Origin of the sequence: Halanaerobacter jeridensis, assembly GCF_016908315.1 — a bacterium.
In the GTDB taxonomy this organism is placed as follows: Bacteria; Bacillota; Halanaerobiia; order Halobacteroidales; family Halobacteroidaceae; genus Halanaerobacter; species Halanaerobacter jeridensis.
In genome coordinates this window covers 1-13,631 of sequence record NZ_JAFBDQ010000009.1, presented here as the reverse complement: position 1 = coordinate 13,631, position 13,631 = coordinate 1, and the positions used below count along the sequence as shown (strand labels likewise).

12 protein-coding genes are annotated in these 13,631 nt (G+C 31.9%); all 12 read left to right on the top strand.

All coding sequences use genetic code 11. The annotated features are described in order from the left end of the window. Window positions 1-243: 243 nt before the first annotated feature. Window positions 244-1,611 carry a diguanylate cyclase domain-containing protein gene (locus tag JOC47_RS15915; protein WP_204701829.1) on the top strand — a complete coding sequence of 456 codons (1,368 nt, stop codon included), beginning with the start codon at window positions 244-246 and terminating at the stop codon, window positions 1,609-1,611. Window positions 1,612-1,658: 47 nt separating this feature from the next. Then, the gene (locus tag JOC47_RS09405) at window positions 1,659-2,765 is read left to right on the top strand and encodes a response regulator (RefSeq protein ID WP_204701828.1); all 1,107 of its coding nucleotides are present in this window, start codon (window positions 1,659-1,661) and stop codon (window positions 2,763-2,765) included. Between the two features lie 99 nt (window positions 2,766-2,864). Next, complete coding sequence (locus tag JOC47_RS09400; RefSeq protein WP_204701827.1) at window positions 2,865-3,776, top strand: glycine betaine ABC transporter substrate-binding protein; 912 nt, start codon at window positions 2,865-2,867, stop codon at window positions 3,774-3,776. After that, a complete protein-coding gene (locus JOC47_RS09395; protein WP_204701826.1) occupies window positions 3,769-4,989 on the top strand; it encodes a diguanylate cyclase domain-containing protein in 1,221 nt (406 codons plus the stop codon). The genes JOC47_RS09400 and JOC47_RS09395 overlap by 8 nt, the downstream gene beginning before the upstream one ends. Before the next feature lie 234 nt (window positions 4,990-5,223). Beyond that, window positions 5,224-6,831 carry a methyl-accepting chemotaxis protein gene (locus JOC47_RS09390; protein WP_204701825.1) on the top strand — a complete coding sequence of 536 codons (1,608 nt, stop codon included), beginning with the start codon at window positions 5,224-5,226 and terminating at the stop codon, window positions 6,829-6,831. A gap of 132 nt (window positions 6,832-6,963) precedes the next feature. Then, window positions 6,964-8,007 carry an SPM autocatalytic domain-containing protein gene (locus tag JOC47_RS09385; RefSeq protein WP_204701824.1) on the top strand — a complete coding sequence of 348 codons (1,044 nt, stop codon included), beginning with the start codon at window positions 6,964-6,966 and terminating at the stop codon, window positions 8,005-8,007. A gap of 383 nt (window positions 8,008-8,390) precedes the next feature. Continuing rightward, a complete protein-coding gene (locus tag JOC47_RS09380) occupies window positions 8,391-9,140 on the top strand; it encodes a DeoR/GlpR family DNA-binding transcription regulator (protein WP_204701823.1) in 750 nt (249 codons plus the stop codon). Between the two features lie 16 nt (window positions 9,141-9,156). Beyond that, window positions 9,157-10,086: a 1-phosphofructokinase gene (pfkB, locus tag JOC47_RS09375; protein ID WP_204701822.1), complete on the top strand. Its 930-nt coding sequence runs from the start codon at window positions 9,157-9,159 to the stop codon at window positions 10,084-10,086. Window positions 10,087-10,163: 77 nt separating this feature from the next. Further along, on the top strand, window positions 10,164-10,619 hold the full coding sequence (locus tag JOC47_RS09370) for a PTS sugar transporter subunit IIA (RefSeq protein ID WP_204701821.1): 456 nt from the start codon (window positions 10,164-10,166) through the stop codon (window positions 10,617-10,619). 112 nt (window positions 10,620-10,731) lie between these two features. Beyond that, complete coding sequence (locus JOC47_RS09365) at window positions 10,732-12,111, top strand: PTS fructose transporter subunit IIC (RefSeq protein ID WP_204701820.1); 1,380 nt, start codon at window positions 10,732-10,734, stop codon at window positions 12,109-12,111. A 273-nt stretch (window positions 12,112-12,384) separates the two neighbouring features. Next, on the top strand, window positions 12,385-12,651 hold the full coding sequence (locus tag JOC47_RS09360) for an HPr family phosphocarrier protein (RefSeq protein WP_204701819.1): 267 nt from the start codon (window positions 12,385-12,387) through the stop codon (window positions 12,649-12,651). Between the two features lie 18 nt (window positions 12,652-12,669). Beyond that, window positions 12,670-13,631 (top strand): phosphoenolpyruvate--protein phosphotransferase (gene ptsP, locus JOC47_RS09355; RefSeq protein WP_204701818.1); only part of this gene is annotated, 962 nt, incomplete at its 3' end.

Below are 13,631 nucleotides of genomic sequence, written 5' to 3'. Positions count from 1 at the left end.
TTGAAAAAGATTTATGATAGAAAATTAATGATTAGTAGTGATCCTGAACGGGGAACTATAGTAAAATTTAAAATTCCTAAAACTATCAATTAAAAGGAGTTAGAGTGATGAGGAAAATATTCGAAAAGACAAAGTATATAATTATAGTAATTCTTTTTTTTTATTATAGTATTCATTTCTTTTACAAATTATAGAAACATAGAGCAGGCAATTAAAGAAAAATATAATAATCAGAATAAGTTAGTGGAAAATAGTATTTTACAGGAAATCAGTCATATTAATGATGCTTATAAAATTGCTGAAGAGCAGTTAAATAAAGAAATGAAGGAGTACTCTATATTATTAAGAAATAAGTATCGACGCAATCCCAAAATTGAAACTTGGGATTTAGAAGAATTGAAGGAGCAATTTGGAGCTTATAATATCTATATTATAAATAGTAATTTAAAAGTAATCAAGACTACTTTTGCGGCTGATCAAGGGCTTGATTTTTCTGACAGTCCTGGATTTGCTAAACTATTAAGAAAAAGACTGCAAGGGGATTCTTTTACTGTAGATAGATTTAATATTTCTATGGAGACAGGAAAAATAAAAAAGTATAGCTATATTCCTACGCATGATAATAAATATTTGTTAGAGTTGAGTATTAATGTTGAAAACAGATATCCAGTTTTAGAAAATTTAGATGTTTTTGCTGATGCGAAAAAAATCCAAAACAAATATAAGTCGGTAGAAGAAATATCCTTTTATAAATTCAATCCTGATACTGAAGAAGCAGCGATTATCCGCAATAATAAAAAGCCCTATATTAATCCTAATATTTCTGATATTAATGAGGGGTTTGTTAAGAAAACATTTAATTCTCAAAAAATTCAAGTGAAAAAGTCACCAAAGCAAAATCATGTTAGCAAATATATTCCAGCTATAGTACAAGAAAAGGCTACTGCTTCTGATTGGTGGAATTCTTTCATACTTAAAATTAAATATAATAATCAAATCATGTTGAATGAAATAAAAGCAAAGAGAAATTTATTTTTGATTAATTTTGTAATTATGATAGTAGTATTTGTTACTTTTATTGCTATAGTGATTTATTTGTTGCGTCAATTTAGACAATTGGCGTATTATGACCAACTAACTAAATTAGTTAAGCGTGAATCTTTTGCTGAAAAATTTGCTGATTTAGCAAAGAAGAATGATAAAGAAGATAAAAAAATAACTATCTTATTTTTAGATATTGATAAATTTAAAGAAATAAATGATAATTTTGGTCATAATATAGGGGATATGGTATTAAAAAAGATTGCGCTGCGTTTAAAAAATAATTTGCCGCAAGAATATGTGATATCAAGATTAGGGGGCGATGAATTCACTATAGCAATTACTGATATTGCTTCCAAAAAAGAAGTAAAAAAAGAAGTAAGTAAAGTAGTAAGTTCTTTTAAAGAACCGTTAATTATAGAGGGTAGCCAATTTTTCATCAGTGTTAGTATTGGAGTTAGTATCTATCCTGACCATGATAGTAGTTTAGAGGGTTTAATTAAAAAAGCTGATTATGCTATGTATAAAGCAAAAAAACAACAAAAGAATTATGTAATTTATCAAAAATAGGTGTTTGCATCTAGATTAATGATTAATAGTTGAGGAGGCGGAAAAGCATGTTAGATTCTATAGTAGTTGATGATGAATTTCATGCTGTAGAACGGTTGAAAGAGTTAATAGTAGAAACTCAAGAATTAAATTTACTCAAAGGGTATACCGAGGTTGATAATTGTTTGACTGATATCAAAGAAGAAAATATAAAACCAGAAGTGGTATTTTTAGATATTGAAATGCCGGGGTATAATGGACTGCAATTAGCTCAAAGAATTTTAGATTTTGATAAAAAAATAGATGTGGTTTTTGTGACAGCATATGATAATTATGCAGTTGATGCATTTGAACTAAATGCTTTAGATTATTTATTAAAGCCAATTACTAAAGATAGATTGCAGAAAACAATAAAGCGTTTGGATGTAAATGAAAAAGATAATGATGAAGATAAAAATTTTGCATTAAAAGTTATTTCTTTAGGGGATTGTAAAATTTCAGTGCACAATGAAGAACCTGATATAGAGTGGCCCACTGTTAAAACTAAAGAATGTTTTCTTTATTTATTATATCATCGAGGGAACTTTGTAGAACGAGATAAAATCGTTGATGCTCTATGGTCTGATAAAGATTTTAAAAGAGCAGTAGATATTTTATATACTACTATTTATAGTTTGCGCAAATTATTTAATGAATTAGGACTTACTAAAGTAATTACAAGTAAGCGCGGGTTTTATGGTTTGAATTTAGATAAAATTTACTGGGACGTTATAGAATTTGAGAATATTGTAGATAAATTAAAAGATAACCTTGCTAAAGATATTCAGAAAGTAGAACGGATGATTGAATTATATCAAGGAGAATTTTTGTTGGGGCAAACTTATAAATGGGCCCATGCTTTACGAGTTAAATTAAAAGAAGATTTCCAAACTATTTTGCTCAAAATAGCAGATTATTATGAACAAGCAGGCGAATATGAGAAAGCAATTAATATTTTAAAAAAAGTAATTAGGGAATCTTTTTTATTAGAACGGGCTTATAAAAAATTAATAGAAATATATATTGAAGTTGGAGATAAAACATCAGCTAGAAAAGAATATCAAAATTTGAAGACAAGAATGAACAATGAATTTGGAATTGAACCACAGATAGATTTTGTTGAATTAAAAGAATGATTAATTAAATTTTTTAAAGGGAAAAGCAATGTTATGAAGAATGATTATCAATATAGAGAAAGTTAATCCAATAGTATTCTTTGGAGAGAGGGATCCACAATGTTTAATAGAACTAATCCTAAAATATTTGATAATTTATGGCTGTTTGCTATATTAGTTATATTATTAATAGTGATTATAACTGGTTGTTCTACTAGAAAAACTATTGAAAAGAAACAAGATTCTAAGCAACAAACAATTAAAATTGTTTATGTTAAATGGGATTCTGAAATTGCAAGTTCTAATGTGATTAAAGCTGTAATTGAAGAAAAATTAGGATATAAAGCTGAATTATTACCTGTTACTTTGACTGCTCTCTGGCAATCAATTGCTGCCGGGGATCAAGATGTAACAGTAGCTGCTTGGCTGCCATCTTTGCAAAAGAATGCAAAGGAAAAATATAAAGACGAGGTAGAAATATTGGGGCCAAACTTAGAGGGAACCCGCATTGGATTAGTGGTACCTGATTATGTATCTATTGATTCTATTACAGAGTTAGAGAAAGTTGCAGCCAAGTTTGAAGGAAAAATCATTGGCATTGAACCAGATGCTGGAATCATGGATAAAACAAGACAGATGCTGCAAAAGTATAATTTAGATGATGACTTCAAACTTGTCTCAGGTAGTGACCAAACTATGACTACAGTTTTAGAAAATGCTATTAAAGAAAAAAGATGGATTGCGATAACTGGGTGGACTCCGCATTGGAAATTTGCAAAATGGGATTTAAAATATCTTGATGATCCTAAAAATATTTATGGAGATCGAGAACATATTAGCACGATTGTTAGAAACGGATTGAAAGAAGACAACCCTAAAGTATATAATTTTTTAGATAATTTCTATTGGTCAGCAAGCGATATGGAAGAAGTAATGCTGTTGATGCAGCAAGAAGGAACTACTCCTCAAGAAGCGGCTAAAAAGTGGGTGCAGGAAAATGAAGATCTTGTAGAAAAATGGGTTAGTGAATAATAATATAGTATTCAAAGGAGTTGTTAATCATCTAATTATGAATCATAATCGGCAAGAAAAAACTAATCGTAAAGGATATCCTGAAATTTCTAATCCATGGTTTGTTGTTTCTGTAATTATAACTATATCTTTAATAGCAATTTTAGCTTGGAATGTGGTTCATTCATATCTTATAATTCGAGATATTGAAAAGCGAGAGTTAGCTCTAAAAAAAGCTACGGGCACTCTTTTATTTCATAATAAAAGTTTAGAAATGGCAGTTTTTATGGCAGCTTCTACTGGTGATCTTCGTTGGGAAGATAATTATGAGAAACATAAAAGCAAATTAAATGATGTTATTAGTAAAATTAATCGATTGTCTGAAGCAAACAAAGTGTCGCGAGAAATAAAAAGAGTGAAGAAACAATTGAAAACAAATAATAAAATAGAGAATAAGGCATTTGCTCTTATTAGTAGAGGGGATAAACCGAAGGCAAAAAAATTGTTAAAAGGATGGACTTATACTAAAAATCAATTAGGAATTAAAGAAGCAACTGAGCAAGTTCAAACTATCTTAAATAGGCGGGTAGAAAAAACAATTGCAGTTGAAAGAAGAGTTATTTTCTTTTTAGCTATTATAGTGGTCAGTTCTATTGTTATTTTGATTATATCATGGTATGTTTCTATAAATCGTTGGCGGAAAAATGTAAAAGAAAGGAAAGCCAAAGAACAGGAGATTAGGTTTCTAAGTTATCATGACTCATTAACAGAACTTTATAATCGTAGATATTTTAGAGAAGTTGGGCAAGATAAGGTTAGTAAAATAGAAAGCAATAGTCAATCTATAGCAGTAATCATGGTTGATATTGATAATTTTAAAGCAATTAATGATAATTACGGACATAATATAGGAGACTTGGTGTTAAAAAAGACTGCTGCTTACCTTAAAGATGTTTTTGCTGAACATGGTATAGTGTCAAGATGGGGCGGTGATGAATTCACTATAATAATTCATTTTAATAAAAAGAAAGAGATTAAAAAAATGATTAATGAACTTATGAGTTACTTCAATGAGCCATTAATGATTAAACAAAGCAAGTTGTTTATAAGTATTAGTGTAGGAATCAGTGTTTATCCTAAAGATGGAACAAAATTAGAAAAACTTATTAAAAATGCTGATAATGCTATGTATAGAGCTAAAAAAGATCAAAAAAGAGGTTTGTTTTATAGTTAAAGTATTTAATTGTTATTATCCAGGGTAAACAGCTCTGGATTTTTTATTTTTTTTGCTAAATAAATTGACTAATATTGTGATTTTATCGTGAAATAGGTTATTTTTTAGATTATTTTTAGATTACTTTGTTATACTGATTATATGTTTGAATTATTTTAGAGTAGTCAAGAAAAAGCAAGTAGTTGAACAACTCGAAGTCTAATCAACCACTAATCAAACTAGGAGGGGAAAATCATGAAAAGTAATCGTCTGAAAATGAGTCTGGTTTTTATTGGAGGATTTTTAGTGCCGCCAGCAGTATGGAACTTTATTATGTGGTACTATGAAATAGTTAATACACAAGAAATTTTAACAATGGCTGCTGTACCACTGCAAGGGATCTATGCTATTGCCTATATTTCTTTTGTTGTTTATTATGTAAATAAGAAAACGAAAATAATTGCATCTTATATTGATGATAGTAGCAGTTATGATTTAAAAAGAGTTCAAGAGAGTATTAACTCTTTACCTAAATTTTATATAATTACAGCTATGATTTATTGTGTGATAGGCCCTAATACTGGAATGCTGAGAGTTGATTTTTTGGATAAACAGGAATATATTTTAGGGTTACTATTAGCTTTGCCATTAATTTTATTATTCACCTTACCTTTTTTCAACTTAATGGTCTATCGGCTACAAAAATGGACTAAAGATATACCTTTATCTGAAAAGAGAAGATTCTTAACTTTAAAAAGCAAATTATCAATTACAATGTTAGTCACAGTTGCTGGTGTACTTTCTTTGTTTGCTATTTTCACTATTATAAGTTTTAAAGCAGGACAAGCAGGAACTGCTATGAATCAAATAATCAAGAAAAATATTATTATGATAATAGTTAGTATTATCATTAGCATTATTAATTTCAAATTATTATCGCTCCAAGTTGTAAATCCCTTACACAAATTGATTAATGAGGCTAAGAAAGATGATTTTGAAGGAGAAGTAGCTATTACAATCAGGGATGAAATTGGGCACTTAGTAAAGCAGTTTAATCAAATCATTTCTGAAATGCAGGGATTGATTTCTAATGTAAAAGGGGCAGTAGAAGATTTGTCAGCTCATAGTGAAGAATTATCTGCTGCAGCTGAACAAGGGAATACAACTATTGAAAGCAATAACCTGGAAGGAATGTCGGCTAGTATCCAGGAAATCGCCTCTAAAACTGAGGAAACTGCTAATTTTGCTGAACAATCAAAAGATAAAACTACAACCGGGACTAAAAATATTAATCAGACTATGCAGCGGATGAAAAGCATTAATCAAGAAGTACATGAGACAGTGAGTATAATTAATGAATTAGATAATAATTCAGCTAAAATAGGAGAAATAATTGATTTGATTAATGATATAGCAGAGCAGACTAATCTTTTAGCTTTAAATGCAGCTATTGAAGCAGCAAGAGCGGGAGAACAGGGCCAAGGATTTGCAGTAGTTGCAGAAGAAATAAGAGAATTAGCAGAGGAAACTTCAGATGCAACAGAAAACATATCTAACTTGATCAATAAAACTCAGTCTAAGACAGATAATGCTTTGCAGTCAATAAAGAAAGTAGAAAAGCAAACTCAAGGTGGGCAGTCTAAAGTTGAAGAAACAGGAGAAGTCTTTAATGATATTCAAGAATCAAGTCAAAATACAGCCGAGCTTGTCCAGCAAACAGCAGCTGAAATTCAAGATTTAGCCCAAAGAAGTGATCAATTAATTCAAACTTCCGATGATATTAATAATATGTCAAATGAAATCAGTAAATCAGCTCAAGAACTATCTAAAATGGCACAAGATTTACAAAATATGATTGAATGACTATGCTTAAGCATGGTGCATATAACTTAAAGTAACCCCTCCTAGTGATAAAAAATCAAATTTAATAAATTCGGTTATTTTGTCGATAATTAAAGTATAAATTTGATTTTAGGCAATAAGGGGGTGAAGCAGGTGGAAATACAGACGAGTCAAATTAATTTATCTAGTACTCATAAGTTCAAAAGCGAATATACTAAAGAGGAAAGTTTAAAGGTATGGACAAGACGACCTAATAGAGGTAGAGGAAGAGGACAGTCAGATCAAGTTAAATTATCAGATGAGGCTCAGAAAAAATTGGCTAAAAGTCAACAAGGAGAAAAGAGTGAACAAGCTCAAGAGATAGTTTTTGAAATGAGTGAAGAAGATAAATTTAAATTAGAATTGTTAAAAGATATGTTAGAAAAAATTAAAGGAGAAAAAGTTGAAATCGAGATTGCAGAAAAGATTGTAATTAAGGCAGATAAAGTGGTGATTAAAAATCAAGGCCTAGAAAATAAAGAAAAAGAGAAAAATTGGGCAGTGGAATATAAGTATCATGAAAGTTATACTGAAGAAGAAAGTACATCATTTAAAGCTGCAGGAACAGTAAAGACTAAAGATGGGCGAAAAATAGATTTTGCCCTTAATTTAGCAATGAACCGGAAGTTTTCTCAAGAAAAAAATATTCGTTTAGTGGCAGGTAATAAAAAATTAATTGATCCTCTAGTACTCAATTTAGATGGTGGAGCTGTAGAATTGAATTCTGATAAGATTGAATTTGATTTAAATTCTGATGGACAAGAAGAAGAAATTGCAACTTTAAAATCTGGTAGTGCTTTTTTAGCTTTAGATAAGAACAAAGATGGACAAATCAATAATGGCGGAGAATTATTTGGGCCAACTTCGGGCCAAGGTTTTGCAGAATTAGCCAAGTATGATGATGATAATAACCAATGGATTGATGAAGGAGATAAAATTTTTAGTCAATTACAATTATGGGCAGGTCAAGAAAAAGACGGAGGTTTGATTTCTTTACAAGATGCTGGAGTAGGAGCAATTCACTTAAACTCAGTTAGTACTCCTTTTGAATTGCAAGATGAACAAAATCAAGAACAGGGGGTAATCAATAGAAGTAGTATTTATTTGACTGAAAGTGGTGAGGCTAAAACAATTCAAAAGATAGATTTAAAGGCTTAGCTGAGCGAGGTGACAGAAAATTATTATATCGAGATTAGAATTTTGAGCAACCTTTTTTAGGATTATTTCTAAAAGAGGTTGTTTTTTTATTAGTGTCACTATTGTGCCTCTAGCTAGTAGATAGAAGCTAGTAGTTAGTAGTAAATTCAAAACTAAAAAAACAGTTCATAGCTAGAAATTATTAAATACTAGGCTAATGTTTTAGGTTTTGAATTTGATTTTATGTTTTTTGTAGAAAACTTAATTTTACTCTTGACATTCGACAAAATACTCAATATAATCATAAGTAAGAAAAAGCAATCAAAAGTAATCAAATAAAATCATAAAAATGCAGAAAAAAATAAAAATTAAACTGAAGCTGCTGCGAAAGAGGTGAATAAATTATGCTAGCGGAAGATAGAAGAGCTAAGATATTGAAGTTTGTGAATCAACATCAATCAGCAAAAGTAAATGAATTGTCAGAAAAGTTTGAAGTTTCTACTTCGACAGTCCGTAGAGATCTTCAGAAGTTAGAAGAACGAGGGGATATTGCAAGAGCTCATGGGGGAGCAGTAGCTAAAGAAGGAGTTAGTTTTGAACCTTCTTATATAGAAAAAGAGCATGAACAAGAAGCAGAAAAAAGATTAATTGCCCAGAAAGCAGTGGAATTAATTGAAGATGGAGAAACAATTATTTTAGATGCAGGAACTACAACTGCTGCTTTAAGTGAGGAATTAGAGCAATTTAATGATTTAACGGTAGTAACTAATGGAGTGAATATTGCTTTAGAATTAGTAGACAGTCCACATGAGATAATTATTCCAGGTGGAAATTTGAAAAAGCGAACCTTAGCTTTAGTAGGACCAGTAGCAGAAGACTATTTAGAAGGGCTAAATGCAGAAAAAGCTTTTATTGGAGCTAATGGAATAGATTTAGATGCAGGGGTAACTACTCCTGATTTAGTAGAAGCAAATGTTAAAAAAAGAATGGCTGAAAAAGCTAAAGAAGTTATTATTTTAGCTGATCATAGTAAATTTAATACTGTGACTTTAGTTGAAGTACTAGATTTAGAGCAAGTAGATAAAATAATAACAGATGATGATTTAGATGAAACAGTAAAGAAGGAGCTTGTTCAGCAAGTAGATATTTTATAATTCGGGAGGTGATAATTTGATTATAACTTTAACTTTAAATCCAGCTGTAGATAAGACAATTTATCTTGATGATTTTACTAAAGGAACAGTTAATAGAGTACAAGAAGTAAGAAAAGATGCTGGAGGTAAGGGAATTAATGTTTCTAAAGTAGTAGCTAAATTAGGTGGTCAAACAACTGCCTTAGGTTTTTTAGGTGGAGCACCTGGAGAATTTATCAGTACAGCAATCTCAGATTTTAATATTAAGCAGGACTTTGTGCATTTAGACGATGAAACTAGAACTAATATGAAAATCGTCGATAAATCTAATCGTGAAGAAACTGAGGTCAATGAACCTGGGGCTAGAGTTAATGCCCAACAATTAGCAAAATTAGAGAGCAAAGTTTTAAAAATAGCAACTGCTGAAGATAGTGTAGTTTTAACTGGTAGTTTGCCACCTGGAGTCCCAGATGATATTTATGCAGATCTAATTAATAAATTACAAGCAAAAGATATTAAGGTATTTCTAGATGCTTCAGGAACTGCTTTAGAAGAAGGAATTAAAGCTAATCCTTATTTAATTAAGCCTAATATCTCAGAATTAGAAACGCTAGTTGATCAAGAATTAGCAACAGTTGAAGATATGATTGCTGCTGCAGAGAAATTACAAGAACAGGGTATAGAAATTGTAGTAATTTCTCGTGGTGGAGAAGGCTCACTAGTAGTATCAAAAGAAGGGAACTTCAAAGTAATCCCTCCTGATGTAGAGCCTAATAGTACGATTGGTGCTGGCGATACTTTAGTAGGTGCTTTAGCTCTAAAATTAGAGAAGGAAGCTAGTCTAAAAGAAGCTTTGCAGTATGCTACAGCAGCTAGTGCTAATAGTGTAACTCAAGCTGGGACTCAATTATGTAAGCTTGATGAAGTAGAAGAATTATTAGAAGAGATAGAAATTACTGAATTGTAAATATAAATGTTAAGTATTAGTTTAACTTAAATTTAGACTTAAAACTCAAATTCAATCTCAAACCGAGGAGTGGTAGCATGAAGATTAGTGAATTGTTAACTACAGATTTGATTAAGCTGTCAACTGAGGCTCAAGATAAAGATGGTATTTTGCAAGAAATGATAGAGACATTAGAAAAGAATAACAAAATATCTGATAAAGATGAATTTTATCAAGTTATTCTAGAACGAGAAGAAAAAAGTAGTACTGGAGTAGGAAATGGAGTTGCAATTCCTCATGGACAAAGTGATGTTGTAGAAGAAGCTGCTTTAGTATTTGCTAAATCTGAAGCTGGTATAGATTTTGATAGTCGCGATGGTGAACCAGCTAAAATTTTCTTTATGATTGCAGTACCTGAAGGTGGTTCTAGTGATCATTTAAGTGTCTTGTCTAAATTATCTCGTAAATTAATGCATGAAGACTTTAGAACAGATTTATTAAATGCTGATAGTAAAGAGGAACTTTTAGAAGTAATAGAAGCTGAAGAAGAATAAACAATGGGCAGTTGATAAAAATCAAGGATTAATAATTCAAATAAGCTATTATAAGAAATTCGGATTTTAGTTATCAGCTGCTGAATTTAAATTATATAAGGGGGAATTTATAATGAAAAAGATTGTTGCTGTGACTGCTTGTCCCACTGGTATTGCCCACACTTTTATGGCAGCTGAAGCACTAGAAGAAGCCGCTAAGAAAAAAGATGTAGAAATTAAAGTTGAAACTAGAGGTGCTGAAGGTGTTGAAGATGAATTAAACGAAGAGGATATTGAAGAAGCTGATGCAGTAATTATTGCTGCTGACACTGATGTTAAAACTGACAGATTCAGAGGAACTGCTATGATTTCTGTAGCAGTAGGAGATGCAATTGATGATGCTGAAGGATTAATTGATGAAGCACTGACTAAGGCAGAAAATTATGATCCAAGTGATGAAGACTTAGTAGAAGATGTAAAAGAGCGTAAATCAGAAAGAAGCTCAGAACGAAGTGGTGCTTATAAGCATTTGATGAATGGTGTTTCTCGCATGATTCCATTTGTAGTAGCAGGTGGTTTAGCAATTGCTCTAGCTTTTGCTGTTGGTGGTATTCATATGAAAGGAGCACTTGCTGGAGCTTTAGGTCAACTTAAAGGTGCTGGTTTCACATTAATGGTACCAATTTTAGCTGGGTTCATTGCTTCTTCAATTGCTGATCGTCCTGGTTTAGCACCTGGTATGATTGGTGGTTATTTGGCTAATGATTTAGGTGCTGGTTTCTTAGGCGGTATTGTTGCTGGTTTTTTAGCTGGTTATGTGACTCAATGGTTAAAAGATACTATTAAATTACCTAAGACAATGCAGGGTTTAAAACCAGTTTTGATCTTACCGTTACTATCTACTTTGATTGTTGGTTTGTTAATGATATTTGTAATTGGAAAACCAATGGGAGCCGTTATGTCTGGCCTTAAAGGTTGGCTAGAAGGTATGACTGGGACTAATAGAATTTTATTAGGTGCTATTATCGGTGCTATGATGGCCTTTGATATGGGTGGTCCTGTTAATAAGGCAGCCTATACTTTTGGAGCAGGGCTATTAGCTTCTGAAGCCTCTACTGGTCCAGTTATTATGGCAGCAGTTATGGCGGCAGGAATGACTCCTCCGTTAGGATTAGCGTTAGCTACATTTATGGCACCAGATAAGTTTGATGAACAGCAGCATGAAGCAGGTAAAGCTGCAGCAGTACTTGGAATTTCTTTTGTTACAGAAGGAGCTATTCCATTTGCGGCAGCTGATCCAATTAAGATTATTCCATCAATTATGACTGGTTCTGCAGTAGCTGGCGGATTGTCAATGTTGTTTAGAGCTACTTTACAAGCTCCACATGGTGGTATTTTTGTATTAGCTATTCCTGGAGCAGTTGGCAACTTGTTTATGTATGGTGTATCTATCCTTGCTGGAACAGTTGTGACTGCTTTGTTGGTAAGTACATTAAAGAATAAAGTTAAATAATATTTGCAAAGTGTAATAAATATAAAGAATCAGCAGTGATAAGATGAAAGAACATCACTGCTGATTCTTAATTTAGTTATAAATTATATTAGACATAAGTTGACAATAAAATCCGAATTGATTATAATAATATTTGTTATAATTTAAATTTTCAATTACAGTTTATTTGACTAAAGAAGAGTTAAAGTTTAGTGGTATTTAATTTGAACTTTGGGGGCCAAATTAAGTTTACGGAATAAGTAAAAAACAAAAATAATATCCGAGGTGATTGTAATGAAAAAAGATACTGTAGTGATTCCAAATGAGACAGGACTTCATGCACGACCAGCTTCTATGTTAGTAGATGAGGCAAGTAGTTATGATTCAGAGGTACAGATTGTTTATGATGGACAAGAAGTAAATGCTAAAAGTATCATGGGAGTCATGAGCTTAGGAATTAGTCAAGATGGAGAAATTGTTGTACAAGCAAAAGGTGAAGACGAAGAAGAAGCTGTAGCGGCAATAGTAGAATTAGTTGAAGGCGGCTTTGGAGAAGAATAAATAAAGGGGGGGCTGAAAATGAGTCAAGAATTAACAGGGGTAGCAGCTTCCCCAGGAGTAGCTATTTCGGAAGTTTTAGTATTAGAAGATGAGGTAGAATATGAAGAAAGAACTGTTGATGATACTGCTGGAGAAAAGGAACGTTTAAAAGATGCAATTGCAAAATCTAAGGAGCAACTAGCCAAGATTAAAGCTAAAGTAAAGAAAGAAATGGGAGATGAAAAAGCCCAGATTTTTGAAGCTCATTTAAAGGCAGTTGAAGACCCAGAACTAATCAAAGCAGTAGAAAAAAAGATTGATGAAGAGAAACTCAATGCTGAAGCAGGCGTTGACCAAGCAATTGAAGAGTTTGCTGCTAAGTTAGAAGCATTGGATAATGAATATATGAAAGAGAGAGCTGGCGATTTCCGAGATGTGGGAAGTAGAATTCTAAAGAATCTGCTTGGTTTAAATACAGTTTCTTTGGCTCAATTAGATAAAGAAGTGATTTTGGTAGCTAAAGATCTAGCGCCTTCTGATACAGCTCAAATTGATAAAGAATTAGTGCAAGGTTTTGCTACAGCAGTAGGCAGTAGAACGTCTCATACTGCTATTATGGCGCGTTCGATGGAAATTCCAGCTGTAGTAGGAGCTAATGGTATTCTAGATGATCTCGAAACTGGTGATCAAATTATCGTTGATGGTCTAGATGGCACTGTAATTGTTAATCCAACAGAAGAAGAGTTAAATAAATATGAAGAAAAAGCTGAAGAATATGCTCAACGTAAAGAAAGATTAGCTGAGTTAAAGGAACTGCCTGCTGAAACTACTGACGGACATCAGGTAGAATTAGTAGCTAATATTGGTACTCCAGCCGATATACCTGGAGCTCAAGATAATGGAGCTGAAGGAATTGGCTTATATCGTAGTGAGTTTTTATACATGGACCGTGATTCTTTACCGACTGAAGAAGAACAGTTTGAAGCTTATAAAGAAGTAGC